Below are 16,822 nucleotides of genomic sequence, written 5' to 3'. Positions count from 1 at the left end.
ACCACGGAACAAGGATCACGCCTATGCAATTGCTTATTTCTCCCGCATCGCCATTCGTGCGCAAAGTGCGCGTTTTGATCCGTGAAGCGAACCTGATGGACACGGTGGAAGAGGTGAATGTCACAACAACGCCAATGAACTCTGCGCCAGAGGTTGTGGCGGCAAACCCGATGGGCAAGATCCCCGCCTTGATCCGCGCTGATGGCCCCGGCATCTATGACAGCCGTGTCATCACCCGATTCTTGGATGATCTGGCGGGTGCGAACCTTTATCCTGAAAGCCGTATTTGGGAAATCCTGACGCTTGAGGCGACGGCAGATGCGATCATGGATGCAACTGTTGCGATGTCCTATGAGACGCGTTTGCGGCCAGAGGAAAAGCAGTCGGCAGATTGGATCGAAGCACAATGGACCAAGGCTGCACGCGGTATTGCTGCGGTCAACAGCCGCTGGATGAGCCATCTGTCGGGTCCACTGAACATTGGGCAAATCGGCGTGGCCTGTGCCCTATCCTACGTTGACCTGCGCCATGATGGGCGCGGTTGGCGCAATGGAAATGAAGCTTTGGCAAATTGGCACGCGGAATTCTCTGCCCGAGACAGCATGGTCGCGACTAAACCCGAGTAGCTGCGTTTAGAAATTGAAGCTGACGCCAAAGTTGACTGCGTTGGTGACGATATCCGTTTCCAATGTACCACCGGTTTCAAGATCAGCGGTGTTGGACGAAAACGTACCCTTATACTCACCAAAAACGGCCCATTGATCGTTGATTGGCATGCTCGCACCAGCAATCCAGGTGGCTGCCGGCCCGGTCAGCTGATAGCCGAAGGTGTCTGATGTGCCATTCGTGACCTCAACATGCGGCAAGGCCACACCAATGCCGCCCCCGACATAGGGTGAAACGTCACCAACCACGTCGTTCCAGCGGCGATATGCGTTCACCGTCAATGTGTTCAGACCGTCCGTGAATTCAAGAACATCATATCCGTCGGGCAGGGATCCGTCTGTCGGGTAGACCTTGTTATGCGCAAAGTCCAAACCAAAGCCAAATGTCGGCGACTGCCAGCGGGTCGCGCGAATGCCGTAGTAGGGGGGCGCATCAAACGACCGGCCTTCCCAATCTTGAGAAAAGTCCTCGTTGCCAATTTCGGGATCACGAATCGAAATATCGGACGATGGCGCCGACTGGACACCGCCATAAAAGCTCAACTGTACATCCGCAGATGCCGGAGCCGCCAAAAGGCCAATGCACGTCAGAAGTGCGCGTTTCATCCAAATAAGTCCCGAAGCGAGTAGCAATATCTTAGTTAAACCTGCGCCTCACACCTGACAATAAAACATTAAGTGTGTCTTAAGTGATGGTGCTCGATTGTGGCGGCTCTGACACAACCTATTGGCAGCAGGGGGCATTTTCTACCTAACCAACGCAACAATCGGCGGATTTCCGATCATTTAGTGAGCTTTGGGGAAATTGGCGGATTTTTCTGCGCGTCGATTCTCGTCAGGGCGATTAACGAAGTGTTCGGTGTTAGCGCATAACAGAGGTGGCATGAGGACCTGCGCCCGATTGTCCGCTGGACCTTGATAGGTTTGCTAGTTAAACAGCGCCAGATTGACCAATCATCGCATTGGTCTATTTGATTGCGCGGGCAGATAAGCCCATCAAAAGAATCGGAGATGCATCCCGTGTCACATGCAGATGATCATCAGGGCACACGCCGCGACTTCCTTTACTACGCAACCGCTGGCGCGGGTGTTGTCGTAACAGGTGCCGCTGTATGGCCGCTGGTAAACCAGATGAACCCTTCCGCCGACGTACTGGCGCTCGCCTCGATCCGCGTTGACGTCAGCGCTGTTGACCCCGGCACACAGATTACTGTGCTGTGGCAGGGTAAACCCGTCTTTATCCGGGCCCGGACCGAAGAAGAGATCGCAGAGGCGCGCGCCGTTGACCTTGGCGATCTGCCAGATGCCGACGCAAATAACGCCAACACAGGCGAAGCGCCGGCCACCGATGAAAACCGTGCCTTGACAGAAGATGGTGTTTGGCTCGTTCAGATGGGCGTTTGTACGCACCTTGGTTGTGTGCCTTTGGGCGATGCAGGTGACTTTGGCGGTTGGTTCTGCCCATGCCACGGTTCGCACTATGACACATCCGGCCGGATCAGACGTGGCCCAGCGCCGCGCAACCTGCCTGTCCCCGTTGCGTCCTTCGTGGACGAAACAACTATTCAACTCGGTTAAGGAGAGAACACCATGTCCGGTATCCCCCACGACCATTACGAGCCAAATTCAAAAGGCGAAAAGTGGCTTCATAGCCGCCTGCCGATCGTTGGTTTGATGTATGACACCCTGATGTTGCCCACACCTAAGAACCTGAACTGGATGTGGATCTGGGGTATCGTTCTTGTTTTCACTCTCGTGTTGCAAATCATCACCGGCATCGTGCTGGTCATGCACTATGTGCCACACGTCGATATGGCCTTCAATTCGGTCGAGCATATCATGCGCGACGTGAATGGCGGCCATATGATCCGCTATTTCCACCAGAACGGCGCGTCGCTGTTCTTTGTTGCCGTCTATGCACATATCTTCCGGTCGCTCTACTATGGTTCATATAAGTCCCCACGTGAGGTGACATGGATCATCGGCATGCTGATGTATGTGCTTATGATGGGTACGGCCTTTATGGGTTACGTGCTGCCATGGGGCCAGATGTCGTTCCACGGTACGGCTGTCATCACAGGTCTGTTTGGCGCGATCCCGTTCATCGGTGAAAGCGTTCAGATTTGGCTGCTGGGTACGCCCAATGGTGCGATCGCACAGCCTGCGTTGAACCGCTTTTTCTCGCTGCACTATCTGCTGCCCTTCATTCTGTTGGGTCTGACAATCGTGCACGTCTGGGCGTTCCACACCACGGGCAACAACAACCCAACCGGTGTTGAGGTGCGTCGCACATCAAAAGAAGACGCGGAAAAAGATACGCTGCCCTTCTGGCCATATTTCGTGATCAAGGATCTGTTTGCGCTGGCCATCATTTTAGCTGTGTTCGTTGCAGTCGTTGGGTTCATGCCAAACTATCTTGGCCACCCGGATAACTACATCCCGGCCAACCCGCTGGCGACGCCTTCGCACATCGTGCCTGAATGGTACTTCTTGCCATTCTACGCCGTGCTGCGTGCGTTTGACCAAGACGTGTGGCTGGTGATCGCGGTGAACTGGATCACATTCGGCATCATCGACGCCAAATTCTTCGGTGTTATCGCGATGTTCGGTGCGATCGTTGTGATGGCTCTGGCGCCATGGTTGGATACATCGACCGTGCGTTCCGGTCGTTACCGCCCAATGTTCAAGTGGTGGTTCTGGCTGTTCGCAGTCAACTTCATCTTGCTGATGTGGGTCGGTGCGCGTCCGGCTGAGGGTATCTATCCTTACATCGCGCTGATCGGATCGACATATTGGTTCGCCTACTTCCTGGTGATCCTGCCGCTTCTGGGTGTGATCGAAAAGCCAAACACACCGCCAGCAACAATCGAAGAAGACTTCAACGCGCACTACGCGCCGAAAGGTGACGGCGCCAAGCCCGTCGCCAGCCCGGCCGAGTGAGAAAGGACCAAGAGTAATGTTCCGCAAATTATCACTCACCGCTGCTATGGCGCTTGCCCTGACTGCAGGGCAGGCAACAGCCGCAGAGCTTGAGATTGAAGTCACTGACTATGATTTCTCTTTCGAGGGGCCATTCGGCAGCTTTGACCAAATGCAACTTCAGCGTGGCCTGCAGGTCTACACTGAGATTTGTGCAGCGTGTCACGGACTAGAGCTTGTCGCGTTCCGCAACTTGTCTGACGAAGGCGGCCCCGCGCTGCCAGAAGATCAGATGCGGGCGTATTCAGAGTTCTATGAAATCTTCGATCAGTCGTTGTTCGATGGTGAAGGCGACTTTCGGACTGCTACGCCAGCAGACAAGTTCCCGAGTTCAAGCCTGTCAAATGCACCTGACCTCAGCCTAATGGCCAAGGCGCGTGCAGGCTTTAGCGGCCCTTACGGCACGGGTATCAGCCAATTCGTGAACGGCATGGGCGGCGCGGAATATATCGCGTCCCTGATGACCGGCTACCACGAAGAGCCCGAATGCGCGCTGGAAGGCGAGCCGATGGACGGTTTCTACAACGTAGCTTTCGCTGCGGGCGGTTTTCCCGAAAGCTGTAAGGACGAACACGGCAAACACAAAGTGCCGGGGTCTTGGATCGCAATGTCACAACCGCTTTGGGGCGATGATGTGGACTATGCTGATGGATCTTCAACTGAGCTTGAAGCCGTTTCGCAGGACGTCGCTGCCTTCCTGATGTGGACAGCCGAGCCTAAGTTGATGGCACGCAAACAGGCTGGCCTGACCGGTGTGCTGTTTCTGACAGTACTGTCCGTATTGCTGTATCTGACCAATAAGCGTCTTTGGGCACCGCATAAGCACAAAGACTAGGATCAACAGATCAAACAAACAAAGGCCCGCTGTTGCAGCGGGCCTTTTGCGTTACGCCAGACGGTGCGCGACTCCTAGCCCAGATAGGCCGCCAGTGCGGGTGGTGGGTTGTCCAGCAAGCTGTCTGTCGCCACCGGCTGTGCGACCGTGCCGTCGGCGACCAGCGCTGCTTGATCCGCGATGCGCCGCGCATCGCTCGGGTCGTGTGTGACCATAATGATCGTTTTGCCTGCTGTCTTCAGCTTGGATCGCACAAGATCCAACATCTCATCCTTCAAGGCGGGACCGAGTGCGGCAAAGGGTTCATCCAGCAGCACAATCGGGCGATCGGCCACCAGCACACGGGCCAAGGCAACGCGACTTTGCTGCCCGCCCGACAACGCGCTGGGCTTGCGATCTGCAAAGCCGTCCAATCCGACGTCGGCCAATGCCGCCCCAACCTGTGAGTGCTGGGCACCGTCCAGCTTTAGATCAGGTCGCAGCCCAAGACCCACATTCTGTGCTGTACTGAGGTGGGGAAACAGGTTGTTGTCCTGAAATAGCACACTGACCGGCCGCGCGCCGGGTGCTGCGTCAGTCAGATTAGTGCCGTCCCAAAGCAACCGCCCAGAACTTGGCTGCAAGAACCCGGCAATCGCAGCCAAAAGTGTTGATTTCCCCGCTCCCGAAGGACCGATGAGCGCTGTCACCAGACCAACCTCAAACCCAACATTTGCTGTCAGCGAAAACAATCCCTGCTGCAAAACCAGCCTATCACATGTCAGCATTTGTGCGTCCTCCGCGGTCACATATCCAAAACAAGGCCAAGCTGAGCGTGACCAAAAGCAGCGCCGCACTTGCCGCTGTTTCCATCTGGTAGGCTCCCATTAAACGGTACATCGCAAGCGGCAGCGTTTCTTCGGCCTGTCCGGCAAAAAGCGCGATCACGCCCAGGTCTCCCATGGATAGCGCTGCGGCCAACCCCGTCGCAAACCCCAAGGGACGGCGGATGCGCGGCAAGACCACCAAACGCAGCCATGACCAGCCGGTCATATTCAGCGATGCCCCCAATCGCCCGTAATCCGTCTGCACCTGCGCCACCGCAGGCGCGATTGAACGCAGCGCGAAAGGCAGCGCCAAGGTTGCGTTCACCAGCATTGTAACAAGCAGGGCCACGTCAGATGGGCGCACAAATGGAAAGACGATCAAAAACGCGCCTGTTCCCACAACAAGCCCCGAAGCCGCCAAGGGCAAAACCCCGATCACGGCAACCATCGCACCTCCGCGCAAGGCCAGCGCCAGTGCCATCGCGATGCACAGGGCCGCTGATCCGATTGCAACGACAATGGATCGCGAGGCCGCCAGCCAGATTGTTGTCGGCATCTCAAAAAGGCCGGGTAACCCGCGCCACACCACCATCGCCAAAGGAAGAAGCAAGAAGAGGGCCGCACAGGTGATCATCGCGTAGTCGATGCTGGGTCGCCTCAGGTCCCAACGCTGCACAACCCGGTCCAGCCCGGCACCCATCATGTCTTCGCCAGTGACGCGCCACGCCAGAAAGGCAGCGGCGACGCAAAGGGCAAACTGAACACAGGCCAGCAGCGCGGCACGTCCCAGATCAAAGTCAAAGCGCACCGCTTGATAGATCGCCAACTCCACAGTCGTCGCCCTTGGCCCGCCGCCCATTGTCAGGGCGACGGCGAAACTGGTCAGACAAATCAGAAAAATCACCAGGAAGGTGCTGGGCACGACACTGCGCAACATCGGCCACTCCAACAGCCGCCCGACAGGTGCGTTCAAAGAGGCGGCGAGCCGAAAACGTTCAGCCGGAATAGCCAGCCAACCCTGAAGGAGAAAACGGATCGCCAATGGCATGTTAAAAAAGACATGGGCCAGGACAACGCCATGCAGCCCAAAGATCGAGATCGGCTCCAGCCCAAGGGCAGTGACAGCATCGTTGACGATCCCGCCGCGTCCAAAGACGGCAAGAAGTCCGAGGACGGCAACGATAACTGGTAAAAGGAAAGGTGCACCCAGAAGCGTGATCAATACCTGTCGCCCACGAAATTGGCGGCGTGCCAGAGCGCGCGCAACCGGAATGGCAAGCACGATGCTGATCAGTGCAGACAGTAGGGCTTGGATCACTGTAAACCGGATCGCGGCCCAATCCGCGGGGGCCAGGCCACCGCCCCATTCGGCACGCCAGGCAACAGCAACCAGCGTGCCAAGGGTCAGCACAAGCACCAGCGCCGCTGCCGCGGCGCTGGGCCAGCGCGCTGTTACTGGGACAGCGCTGTGCGCCATTCATCCAGCGCCGCGTCACGCTTTGCTGCGGCATCTTCGGGTGACAGCAGCAATGATTTTGCCGGTGTGACCAATGTCTCGAACCCCTCAGGCAAGCCGCCAGCGGGTGTCACAGCCGGATACATCCAGTTTGTCGTCGGGATCACGCTTTGGAACCCTTCGGACACCATGAAGGCAAGGAATTGGTCCGCAAGCTCTGGCTGGTCGGTGCCCGCTACTTTGCCTGCGACCTCGACCTGCATGTAATGGCCTTCGTCAAAGGCCCATGCGACCTTGCTGTCGTCCTCTTCGGCGATCAGGTGATAGGCCGGGGATGTGGTGTAGGAGAGAACGGCGTCAGCTTCGCCCTCAAGGAACATACCGTATGCTTCGGACCAACCAGATGTCACCGTGACGACGTTGTCGGACAGGTCCGCCCAAAGCGCAGGTGCTTCATCAGCATAGGCCGTCTTGACCCACATAAGCAGGCCCAAGCCCGGCGTGGAGGAACGCGGGTCCTGAATCACGATCTTGATGTTGCTATCGGCCAGCGCGCGCAATGATGCAGGCGCATCAGCGCCAGCATTGCCCACAAATGCGAAATAGCCCCAGTCAAATGGCAGGAAGTCTGCGTCTGTCCATGCGATTGGAAGATCAAGATCAGCGTCAACACCATGCGGTGCGAACAGCCCTGTTTCGCGTGCAGCAGCCGTCAGATTGGTATCCAGACCCAGCACGATATCTGCTTCGGTCCGTGGCCCTTCCAACTGCAACCGCGCCAGCAGGGCAGCACCGTCACCCGTGCCGACAAATTGCAGATCACAGGCACATTCAGCCTCGAACGCTGCCTCAATCGCCGGGCCGGGGCCCCATTCGGTGACAAAACTGTCGTAGGTCATAACTTGCAGCACCGGGGTCTCGGCCATTGCGCCTGTGGCACAAAGGGCAAGTCCCGCGACAGCTGGCAGATAGGTGGTGTTTCGCATCGTATCCTCCAAATGCGACGGGCGGATTGGGGGATAGCGGGGATGCTAAACCTTCCCTCCGCCGGTCTTAACCGGTTCAGGTTCTACGGGTCCGTGCGCAGCACATCTCAGCCAATGAATGGCCCCCCGAGGTACGCTTTAGCTATGCCGGATCGGGCAGGGACGCAAGGGAAAGCACTTGAGCCTGATTGTCACCCCCGCTAGACCCGTCTGGCAGAGGGGATTTTCATGTCGATCAACAGCTTCGGTCATTTGTTTCGCTACACCACTTGGGGTGAGAGCCATGGGCCTGCATTGGGTGCGACCGTGGATGGCTGCCCGCCCGGTGTTCCTTTGGAAGCGCCGATGATCCAGCAATGGATGGACAAACGCCGCCCCGGTCTGAACAAGAACACAACCCAGCGGAATGAACCTGATGCGGTGAAAATTCTGTCAGGTGTTTATGAGGGCAAAACGACCGGCACCCCGATCCAACTGATGATTGAGAATACGGACCAGCGGTCAAAGGACTACGGCGATATTCTGAATACCTTCCGGCCCGGACATGCGGATATTACCTACCACCAGAAATACGGGCTGCGTGATCCGCGTGGCGGCGGACGGTCATCGGCGCGTGAAACGGCGTCACGGGTCGCAGCCGGAGGAGTGGCACGTGAGGCAATCAAGGCGATTGCCCCCGGTGTGCAGATCAAAGGCTATATGACCCAGATGGGGACCAAGCAAATCGACCGGGCACGCGTTGATTGGGATCAGATCGACCAAAACGACTTCTTTTGCCCCGATGCAGAGGCGGCAGCCGAATGGAACGACTATCTGGCATGGCTGCGCAAGGATGATCACAACTCTGTCGGGGCGATCATTGAGGTCGTGGCGCGCGGCGTTCCCGCAGGTATTGGTGCCCCCGTCTATGCCAAGTTAGATACTGATTTGGCAGCAGCGATGATGTCCATCAACGCCGTGAAAGGTGTTGAGATCGGTGAGGGCATGGCCGCCGCAGCGCTCACAGGGCGCGATAATGCCGATGAGATTTTCATGGGACCGAACGGGCCAGAGTATTCGTCTAACCACGCCGGCGGCATTCTTGGCGGGATCAGCACGGGGCAGGATATCGTCGTGCGCTTCGCTGTGAAACCAACCTCGTCGATCCTGAGCCCGCGCAAATCCATCCGCATGGATGGCAGCCCGACCGAGGTGATCACCAAAGGACGGCACGACCCTTGCGTGGGTATCCGGGCCGTGCCGGTGGGTGAGGCGATGATGGCCTGCGTGATCCTTGATCACTTATTGCTGGATCGTGGTCAAACGGGTGGGGTGCGCGGGTCTATCGGCTAGGTTGGCTATTGCTTCGATAACTGCACCGCCAGAATACCGCCTGCGATAATTGCGACTCCGATCACGTCCAGTACGCCAATCGCTTCGCCCAAAAGTGCCGCTGCAATCGCGACACCCAGAAAAGGGTTGAGAAAGTGGAAGGTGGACGCCTTGACCGCCCCTATGCGCCCAACCAGCAAGAACCAGACCAAGGTCGCCGCAAGGCCCGGCACCAAGGTGGTGTAGATAAAGGCCACCACCAACTGCCAGTTCCAAGTGACGTCCCACACCTCCAGCGTCAGCGCAGGCACCCACAGCAATGCGCTGCCGACCAGCATCTGAAGGCCAACAATCATCAGCACATTGCCACCCGAGGATGCGCCCAGAACAGCCAGCGTCGCGATGGTCAGTGAGACAACGCCGATCACACATAAGATCAGCCCATAAATATCAACGCCGCCTTGCAGGCGCGCGCCCATGATCAGCACGACGCCAACAAGACCGGCAATCAGCCCTGCAATCCCTAACGGCCTGACCCGATTTCCAAAGATCAGCCACCCCGCAAGCGCGACCAAAAGCGGCATGGTGGACGCAATGATCGCCGCCAAAGATGCGGGGATCGTTTGCATCGCGACAAAATTCAGCCCAAGATATAGCGCGTTCTGACAGACCCCAAAAATCACGACACCAAGCCACTGTTTGCGGCTCAGCCGTGCGGTTTGTCCCAGCATCCACGCAATCGCAACGCCGATCAGTCCTGAAATCAGAAACCGCAGCGCCAGCGCGCTTAGCGGCGGGGCGTATTCGACAATGACCCGGGCCGAGGTAAAGGCCGAGGACCACATGAACGCGAACGCCAGCCCCATCGCGATTGCTTTGATATCCATGCCTGTTCCCCTTCGGATCAGCCATTACCCAATGCCAAGGGGGAAGCGCAACCAGCACCCGCGCATTGAAGAAATTGGTAGGCAACACGGATCATCGCCTTTAGGTTGTGAATACCTCAGAAGGCCCAATTGCATGACCCCAAAATTCGGAACCAGCGGCCTGCGCGGATTGGTGACAGAGCTGACACCAGCCCTTATCGCGGACTATGTCAGGGCGTTCTTGTCGGCTTGTCCGGTTGGGGCATCTGTCTTTATCGGCCATGACTTGCGCCCATCCTCGGGACCCATTGCAAGGATGGTGCTGGATGCGGTGACAGCGCATGGTATCGACGTCACCTGGTGTGATGCGGTCCCGGTTCCTGCCCTGGCTCTTGCCGCGTCACGGGCCCAAGCGGGTGCCATTATGGTCACAGGCAGTCATATTCCTGCGGATCGTAATGGGCTGAAGTTCTACACCACCCGTGGTGAGATCACCAAAGCGGATGAGGCGCAGATCATGGCGTCATTAGGTCAGGTCCCGGCGACTGACGCATCGCATGGCGTGATGCAGCGTATGGATGTTGGGCTGGCCTATGCGCAGCGCATGCTTGGGGCTTATGCAGATGCGCTGCGTGGCAAAAGGATTGGTCTTTATGAGCATAGCGCCGTTGGGCGCGACTTGATGGCGGATATCATAACTGATCTGGGGGCCGAGGTGATCCGCCTTGGGCGTTCTGATGTGTTCATACCGATTGATACAGAGGCTGTTTCACCCGTTTTACGTAAACAGTTGCAGGATTGGGCGCGGGCGCATGACTGCGATGCAATAATCTCAACCGACGCTGACGGGGACCGCCCTTTGCTGACGGATGAAACAGGCGTTGTCATTCCCGGTGATATCCTTGGGCAAATCACGGCTGCCAGCCTGAAAGCAGCCCATGTTGTCACGCCTGTATCGTCAAACACAGGTGTGGAAGCGCTGGAGTGCTTTGATCGGGTCACGCGCACCAAAATCGGCTCGCCTTTCGTGATTGCCGCGATGTCGGACGCTGGCAAAGATACCGTGGGGTACGAGGCGAACGGCGGTTTTTTGTTGGGATATGCAGCACAAGGTCCGGCGGCCAAGATCGCACCGCTGATGACTCGTGACGCGGTGCTGCCCATTCTAGCGGTGTTGTATGCAGCACGAGACGTTGGTGTCGCGGAGCTGGTCGCACAGCAGCCCGCACGCTTTACAGCGACGGACCGGTTGGAGGGTGTGGACCCAGCACAAGCAAAGCGCTTCGTCGAAACGATTGCCAGCGATGCGCAGGCGCGGTCGGCATTTTTGAGTGCGCTTTCCGATAAACCCGTGTCGGTGGATCGCACGGATGGAATACGTATCGCCCTCGCATCTGGCCGCATCGTGCATATGCGTCCATCGGGAAATGCGCCTGAGTTCAGACTGTATATTGAGGCTGAAAGCAAAGCTGCGGCGCAGGATGTGCTTGCACGCGGATTGGACGCCTTGCGTGGTGCACTCAGCGATGGCTGTTCACACCAAATTAAAAGCTAATCGCAATAGTGCAGATCATTGTGCAACTGCGGCGATCTGTCCTCTGCATTGCAGCGTGAAGCGACTTATCTGGTCAGCAAATAAAGGAATAGTTATGAGCTTTATCGACCCAGAAATGCTTCGCCCGCATACGGCTGCTTTGAAAGAAACGTTGCAGGACCTAAAAGGTCGCGTGTACCCGCTTGGTACGGAAGCAAAGATCGTTTTGTTGATCCTTGCAGTCGTCGCTATCTGGGGTTTTGCAATCGTCACATTTGGTGTGCCCGCTTTGGTCTGGCCGATGAAACTGATTGTACCGGGCTTGATCCTAAGCCTCGTTTTGCTGACATGGGGCATGTAAGCGTCAAATATCGCGACTGAGCCGATCAAACGTTGGGTCATTCCACTAACCTGACGCGCGCAAGCACTTCACAAAGCGATCAGACAGGCTAATCTCTTCCAAATGCTTTTGGGAGGAAGTCAGTGCAAGATCAGTCACACCCGTGGACGGCTTTTTATGGTCCGTCTGTCCGTAAGACCATTGATGCCCCCCAATATCGCACCATAGGTGATTTTATCAGCGCGATCGCCGAGGTTTACGGCGATTTGCCTGCCTTCACCACCTGCCTGCCCAATGGGATGAACGGCACGCTGACCTATGCCCAAGCCGATGAGATGTCGGATGCGCTGGCGGTCTATCTGCGTGAAACGGCAGGCCTGAACACAGGTGACCGTGTCGCCATTCAGGTGCCCAATTGCCTGGCTTATCCGATTGCCGCGATGGCGGTGTTCAAAGCGGGCTGTGTGTTGGTTAACGTCAACCCGCTCTATACTCCCGAAGAGATGGCAAAGCAGTTTGTTGATGCAGAGCCTGCCGCCATCGTCGTCGTTGATATGTTCGCAGACAAATTGGTTGAGGCGATGAAGGGCCATCCGATCCCGAATGTGATCGTAACGCGGGTGGCAGAGTATCTGCCCGCAATGCCGCGGGGCATTGTCGGTCTGGTCCAGAAATACTGGGACAAAACAATCAAGCCGATTACCTTGCCGCATATCCGGTTGCCTGATGCTGTCAAAGCGGGCCGCGCAAAGCACGCAGAAATGCACAACGCGTTGGATGGGTATCGCAGCACCATTGATCCCGATGATGTGGCGTGCCTACAATACACTGGCGGGACCACAGGCGTGTCCAAGGGCGCGATGCTGACCCACACGAATATCCTGATGAATATGGAACAAACGATGGAGCTGATCGAGCAGTTCGAGAAGGGCAAAGAAGTCGCCCTGACAGCACTGCCGCTTTATCATGTCTTTGCGTTTACCGTGAATTTCTTGGGCCTGTATTCGCAAGGTGCGCATAACATCCTGATCCCAAACCCGCGGCCGTTAAGTAACCTCAAGCGGGCGTTTGAGAACTATAAGATCACGTGGCTGAGCGGTGTGAACACGCTGTTCAACGGTCTGAATGGCGAAATCTGGTTTCAGGATACGCCGCCTAAACACCTCAAATTCGCATCCTCTGGCGGCATGGCCACGCAAGGTGTTGTCGCTGAGCGTTGGGAAAAACTGACGGGCAAGCCGCTGCTCGAAGGATACGGGCTGACCGAGTCTTCGCCTATTTTGACGTTTAACCCCTACGGAAAAAGCCGCCTGAACTCTATCGGTGTGCCACTGCCGTCCACCGTTGTGAAATGCGTAGATGAAGATGGGGCCGATGTGCCACTGGGAAAGCCGGGCGAGTTGATCGCCAAGGGGCCGCAGGTAATGAAAGGCTATTGGAACAAGCCAGAAGAGACCGCAAAGACGTTGCAGAACGGCTGGCTATTGACCGGCGACATTGGCGTCATGGACGACGATGGCTATTTTCGGATCGTTGATCGCAAGAAGGATATGATCCTTGTGTCCGGCTTCAACGTCTACCCAAATGAGATCGAAGACACGATCGCCGCCCATCCGGGCGTGGAAGAGGTTGCTGTAATAGGTGTGCCAGATGGTGCGTCAGGCGAAGCGGTGAAAGCCTTTATCGTCAAACGGGATGAGACACTCGATAAGGATGCAATCCGCGCCTACTGCAAAGAACATCTGACCGCCTATAAGGTGCCCAAAGCGGTCGAATTCCGCGATGAGTTGCCGAAATCGAATGTTGGGAAAATCCTGCGCAAAGACCTGCGCGCCGAAGAGCAAGCCAAAGTGGAGAACGCATAATGGTCGGACCACTTGAACAGGCCATTCTGGCACTGATGATTTTCGTGATCATGCTGGGCATGGGCGCATCGCTGACACCGCGTGACTTTACCCTGGCCTTGAAGCGACCATACGGGCTGATGATTGGAGTGATTTCGCAGTACGGCTTTATGCCCCTGATCGGCTTCGTGCTGGCAACGACGCTGCCAGTATCGGACCCGATCAAGATCGGCATCTTGATCATGGCCTGTATGCCGGGCGGGACGACATCGAACATCTTTACCTACTTTTCCAAAGGCAATTTGGCTTTGTCTGTGCTGATGACGGTCACATCCACGGTCTTTGGCGTGATCCTGATCCCGGTTGTGCTGGTGCTTTATGCCGGTGCGCTTGATCTTGATATCCCGCGCGAAAATATCATCGCGACGCTTGTTTTGCTGCTTGTTCCGGTTGCGATTGGAATGGTGCTGCGCAAGCTGAATGCCAATGTGGGTGCCGTGACTGAGTTCATGGGCTCAATGCTTGCGATCTTCTTTATCCTGTTCCTGATCGTGTCATGGATCCCCCGTAACTGGGAGTTCCTGCTCACGACGACATGGGCCACCTATTTTGGGTCTATCGTGCTGGGCCTCTTTGGGTTTGCGCTGGGCTACGGGTTTTCAATTCTGCTGCGGCTTCACCCACGCAACGCGCGGACTGTGGCGCTTGAAACGGGTATCCAGAACGGACCCTTGGCGATTGCAATCATCGCATTCACCTTCGCGGGGACTGAGGCGCAGGCGATCATGGCCGTACCGGTGCTTTATTCGCTATTCATCGTCATCACCTCGACCATGGTGACGCTCTGGTTCCGCCGGGTGAACACCGCGAATGAGCAACCTTTGCCCAACGGGCTTCTTTAGCGACAGTTTCTTGCAAGGCCCTGCAACTCCGACGATAAGGAGCCAACAAGAAGGCTGCGCAAGAAAGTGAGACGCAAATGAAGATTGCAATGATTGGGACCGGATATGTCGGTCTGGTCTCTGGTGTGTGTTTTTCTGACTTTGGCCATGAAGTCATTTGCGTCGACAAAAACCAAGAGAAGCTGACAAAGTTGCGCGCCGGCGAAACGCCTATTTTTGAACCGGGGTTGGATACGTTGATGGCGCGCAACATTGCCGCCAACCGCCTGTCTTTCACTGACGACCTCAAAAGTGCCACGCAGGATGCCGATGCCGTCTTTATCGCTGTCGGCACACCCAGCCGCCGTGGTGACGGGCATGCCGATCTGAGTTTCGTGTTTGGCGCGGTCAAAGAGGTGGCAGAGGCGCTGACACGCCCCACGGTCATTGTGATCAAATCAACCGTACCCGTTGGAACGAACCAGAAGGTCGCGGACCTTCTCAAAGAAACGCGGCCTGATCTGGACTGTGATGTTGTGTCCAACCCAGAGTTTTTGCGCGAAGGGGCAGCGATTGACGATTTCATGCATCCAGACCGCGTCGTAGTCGGCGTCCAGTCCGACCGCGGTGATGAGGTGATGCAAGAGGTTTATCGCCCGCTGTCGCTCCGCGGCTATCCTGTACTGACCACTGACCTTGAAACGGCCGAAATGATCAAATACGCAGCCAACGCGTTTCTGGCGACAAAGGTCACATTCATCAACGAAATAGCCATGCTCTGCGAACGCACCGGGGCCGATGTCAAAGACGTCGCCAACGGGATGGGTTTCGACAGCCGCATTGGGCCAAAGTTCTTGCAGGCCGGTCCGGGTTATGGTGGGTCATGCTTCCCCAAGGACACCAAAGCACTGGCACGTATCGGTCAGGACAATGCGGTTCCCTTGCAGATCGTCGAGACGGTCATCAAGGTGAATGAAGAGGTCAAACGCCTGATGATCGACAAGATTGTCGATCTTTGCGACGAAAAACTGCGCGACAAGACCATTGCCGTGCTGGGCCTGACGTTCAAACCCGACACCGATGATATGCGCGATGCACCCGCACTGACTGTGGTGCCAGCGCTGGTTGGCATGGGGGCAAACGTGCGGGTTGTGGACCCGCAAGCGTTCCGCGAGGCGGATGCCTTGCTGCCCAACGTCACTTGGTTCGAAGATGCCTATGAGGCAGTGGATGGCGCGGATGCAGTCGTTCTGCTGACGGAATGGAACGAATTCCGCGCGTTGGACCTGCGCGATATGGCGGGCCGCATGGCGTCGGCGCGTATGGCAGACCTGCGTAACATGTATTCCTGCGACTACGCGCTGGATGCCGGTTTTGAGGCCTACACCGGCATGGGTCGCAAATCAGCACTGCTGTTTGATAGCTAGGATAATGTTGGAAAATGACGACCCCGGCAGGATGTGAACCTGCAATCTGACCCTGGGTTGTGTTGACATTCAGGACTCCCAGAAGCGGTTGTTTGTGATTCAAGCTGGGTACTGGGTAGGAGGCCAGCATGATTGAGCAGACAGGAATTGAGCGGCAGAGTTTGGGCGAAGTTGGCACCGCATTTACCGGGCAAACGGACGGACCCGGGACGCAGCGGCCAAGATAACAGAAAACTCATGGAAGCCATTCTTTGGCTTGCGAGAACTGGAGCGCACTGGCGGGCCCTAGCGGACCACTTCGGGAAGTGGAATTCAGTCTATGTTCGCTTCAATCGCTGGTGCCGAGCCGGCGTGTTTGATTGCCTTTTCAATGCGATGGCGGATGATCCAGACTTTGAGTACGTCCTTGTGGACAGCACCATCGTGCGTGCGCACCAGCACAGCGCGGGCGCGCAAAAAGGGGGGCTGAAGCTCAAGCGTTAGGACGCTCACGTGGTGGGATCAGCAGCAAAATACACCTCGCAACTGACGCGCACGGCAACCCTGTCCGCCTGATCCTGACAGGTGGGCAACGCAATGACATCACCCAAATCGAGCCACTTTTGGATGGTTTGAACGCAGCATTTGTCTTGGCGGCTAAGGGCTATGACGGTGCCCGCGCGATGGAGGCCATCTGTGCGGCAGGTGCAATCCCGGTCGTGCCGCGCCGTTCAACGACCGCTTCATGGCGCAAATTCGATGCTGTCCTGTACAAGGACCGCAACGCAGTCGAGCGGTTCTTCAGCAAGATCAAGCACTTCCGACGCATAGCCACACGGTATGACAAACTGGCACGCAACTATTTAGGCTTCACAAATCTTGTCTGTGCCCTCAAATGGTGTACCTGAATGTC

16 protein-coding genes and 1 riboswitch are annotated in these 16,822 nt (G+C 56.7%); of the genes, 11 read left to right on the top strand and 5 right to left on the bottom strand.

What is annotated here, in order from left to right:
- Positions 1–23: 23 nt before the first annotated feature.
- The gene (locus MWU60_RS16070; protein ID WP_247228396.1) at positions 24–626 is read left to right on the top strand and encodes a glutathione S-transferase; all 603 of its coding nucleotides are present in this window, start codon (positions 24–26) and stop codon (positions 624–626) included.
- Positions 627–632: 6 nt separating this feature from the next.
- On the opposite strand, the gene MWU60_RS16065 is transcribed toward MWU60_RS16070, so the two are convergent.
- The gene (locus tag MWU60_RS16065) at positions 633–1,271 is read right to left on the bottom strand and encodes an outer membrane beta-barrel protein (protein ID WP_247228395.1); all 639 of its coding nucleotides are present in this window, start codon (positions 1,269–1,271) and stop codon (positions 633–635) included.
- A 414-nt stretch (positions 1,272–1,685) separates the two neighbouring features.
- On the opposite strand from MWU60_RS16065, the gene petA reads away from it, so the two are divergent.
- The 3 genes from petA to MWU60_RS16050 are packed head-to-tail and all read left to right on the top strand — an operon-like array spanning position 1,686 to position 4,479.
- Entirely contained in the window at positions 1,686–2,243 is a 558-nt protein-coding gene (gene petA, locus MWU60_RS16060; protein ID WP_247228394.1) for a ubiquinol-cytochrome c reductase iron-sulfur subunit, read from the top strand.
- Positions 2,244–2,255: 12 nt separating this feature from the next.
- Positions 2,256–3,605 carry a cytochrome b N-terminal domain-containing protein gene (locus MWU60_RS16055; RefSeq protein ID WP_247228393.1) on the top strand — a complete coding sequence of 450 codons (1,350 nt, stop codon included), beginning with the start codon at positions 2,256–2,258 and terminating at the stop codon, positions 3,603–3,605.
- Between the two features lie 16 nt (positions 3,606–3,621).
- A complete protein-coding gene (locus MWU60_RS16050) occupies positions 3,622–4,479 on the top strand; it encodes a cytochrome c1 (protein ID WP_247228392.1) in 858 nt (285 codons plus the stop codon).
- Between the two features lie 74 nt (positions 4,480–4,553).
- Here the strand turns inward: MWU60_RS16050 and MWU60_RS16045 are convergent, their stop codons facing one another.
- Genes MWU60_RS16045 through thiB form a run of 3 tightly spaced genes read right to left on the bottom strand, consistent with a single transcriptional unit; the run spans position 4,554 to position 7,727 of the window.
- Entirely contained in the window at positions 4,554–5,246 is a 693-nt protein-coding gene (locus tag MWU60_RS16045) for an ATP-binding cassette domain-containing protein (protein WP_247228391.1), read from the bottom strand.
- Positions 5,233–6,762, bottom strand: coding sequence for a thiamine/thiamine pyrophosphate ABC transporter permease ThiP (locus MWU60_RS16040; protein ID WP_247228390.1), 1,530 nt, complete (start codon positions 6,760–6,762; stop codon positions 5,233–5,235). The genes MWU60_RS16045 and MWU60_RS16040 overlap by 14 nt, the downstream gene beginning before the upstream one ends.
- Positions 6,738–7,727, bottom strand: a complete 990-nt coding sequence (gene thiB / locus MWU60_RS16035; RefSeq protein WP_247228389.1) for a thiamine ABC transporter substrate binding subunit — start codon at positions 7,725–7,727, stop codon at positions 6,738–6,740. Before thiB ends, MWU60_RS16040 begins: the two co-directional genes overlap by 25 nt.
- Positions 7,728–7,763: 36 nt before the next feature.
- A riboswitch (TPP riboswitch) is annotated at positions 7,764–7,866 on the bottom strand.
- A gap of 89 nt (positions 7,867–7,955) precedes the next feature.
- Between thiB and aroC the strand changes: the two genes are divergently transcribed.
- Positions 7,956–9,059: a chorismate synthase gene (gene aroC / locus MWU60_RS16030; protein ID WP_247228388.1), complete on the top strand. Its 1,104-nt coding sequence runs from the start codon at positions 7,956–7,958 to the stop codon at positions 9,057–9,059.
- A gap of 5 nt (positions 9,060–9,064) precedes the next feature.
- Here the strand turns inward: aroC and MWU60_RS16025 are convergent, their stop codons facing one another.
- The gene (locus MWU60_RS16025) at positions 9,065–9,925 is read right to left on the bottom strand and encodes a DMT family transporter (RefSeq protein WP_247228387.1); all 861 of its coding nucleotides are present in this window, start codon (positions 9,923–9,925) and stop codon (positions 9,065–9,067) included.
- 133 nt (positions 9,926–10,058) lie between these two features.
- On the opposite strand from MWU60_RS16025, the gene MWU60_RS16020 reads away from it, so the two are divergent.
- The 6 genes from MWU60_RS16020 (at position 10,059) to MWU60_RS15995 (ending at position 16,817) form a co-directional block, all read left to right on the top strand.
- A complete protein-coding gene (locus MWU60_RS16020) occupies positions 10,059–11,459 on the top strand; it encodes a phosphomannomutase (protein ID WP_247228386.1) in 1,401 nt (466 codons plus the stop codon).
- A gap of 94 nt (positions 11,460–11,553) precedes the next feature.
- A complete protein-coding gene (locus MWU60_RS16015) occupies positions 11,554–11,799 on the top strand; it encodes a hypothetical protein (protein WP_247228385.1) in 246 nt (81 codons plus the stop codon).
- Between the two features lie 122 nt (positions 11,800–11,921).
- Complete coding sequence (locus MWU60_RS16010) at positions 11,922–13,643, top strand: AMP-binding protein (protein ID WP_247228384.1); 1,722 nt, start codon at positions 11,922–11,924, stop codon at positions 13,641–13,643.
- A complete protein-coding gene (locus tag MWU60_RS16005) occupies positions 13,643–14,524 on the top strand; it encodes a bile acid:sodium symporter (RefSeq protein WP_247228383.1) in 882 nt (293 codons plus the stop codon). The genes MWU60_RS16010 and MWU60_RS16005 overlap by 1 nt, the downstream gene beginning before the upstream one ends.
- 77 nt (positions 14,525–14,601) lie before the next feature.
- Positions 14,602–15,930 (top strand): UDP-glucose/GDP-mannose dehydrogenase family protein, encoded by a 1,329-nt coding sequence (locus MWU60_RS16000; protein WP_247228382.1) that lies wholly within the window; start codon positions 14,602–14,604, stop codon positions 15,928–15,930.
- A gap of 132 nt (positions 15,931–16,062) precedes the next feature.
- A protein-coding gene (locus tag MWU60_RS15995) for an IS5 family transposase (protein ID WP_247228381.1) occupies positions 16,063–16,817 on the top strand; the annotation gives its coding sequence in 2 pieces (ribosomal slippage) (positions 16,063–16,396 and positions 16,396–16,817; 756 coding nt in all).
- Positions 16,818–16,822 lie beyond the last annotated feature (5 nt).

Source organism: Yoonia sp. F2084L (genome assembly GCF_023015625.1).
In the GTDB taxonomy this organism is placed as follows: Bacteria; Pseudomonadota; Alphaproteobacteria; order Rhodobacterales; family Rhodobacteraceae; genus Yoonia.
This window is presented reverse-complemented; position numbering and strand designations above follow the sequence as displayed.

Coding starts and splice junctions, on each gene's coding strand:
- MWU60_RS16070 (WP_247228396.1), top strand. CDS start 24: ATGCAATTGCTTATTTCTCCCGCATCGCCATTCGTGCGCAAAGTGCGC.
- MWU60_RS16025 (WP_247228387.1), bottom strand. CDS start 9,925: ATGGATATCAAAGCAATCGCGATGGGGCTGGCGTTCGCGTTCATGTGG.
- MWU60_RS16040 (WP_247228390.1), bottom strand. CDS start 6,762: ATGGCGCACAGCGCTGTCCCAGTAACAGCGCGCTGGCCCAGCGCCGCG.
- MWU60_RS16050 (WP_247228392.1), top strand. CDS start 3,622: ATGTTCCGCAAATTATCACTCACCGCTGCTATGGCGCTTGCCCTGACT.
- MWU60_RS16055 (WP_247228393.1), top strand. CDS start 2,256: ATGTCCGGTATCCCCCACGACCATTACGAGCCAAATTCAAAAGGCGAA.
- aroC (WP_247228388.1), top strand. CDS start 7,956: ATGTCGATCAACAGCTTCGGTCATTTGTTTCGCTACACCACTTGGGGT.
- thiB (WP_247228389.1), bottom strand. CDS start 7,727: ATGCGAAACACCACCTATCTGCCAGCTGTCGCGGGACTTGCCCTTTGT.
- MWU60_RS16000 (WP_247228382.1), top strand. CDS start 14,602: ATGAAGATTGCAATGATTGGGACCGGATATGTCGGTCTGGTCTCTGGT.
- MWU60_RS16020 (WP_247228386.1), top strand. CDS start 10,059: ATGACCCCAAAATTCGGAACCAGCGGCCTGCGCGGATTGGTGACAGAG.
- MWU60_RS16065 (WP_247228395.1), bottom strand. CDS start 1,271: ATGAAACGCGCACTTCTGACGTGCATTGGCCTTTTGGCGGCTCCGGCA.
- MWU60_RS16005 (WP_247228383.1), top strand. CDS start 13,643: ATGGTCGGACCACTTGAACAGGCCATTCTGGCACTGATGATTTTCGTG.
- MWU60_RS16015 (WP_247228385.1), top strand. CDS start 11,554: ATGAGCTTTATCGACCCAGAAATGCTTCGCCCGCATACGGCTGCTTTG.
- MWU60_RS16045 (WP_247228391.1), bottom strand. CDS start 5,246: ATGCTGACATGTGATAGGCTGGTTTTGCAGCAGGGATTGTTTTCGCTG.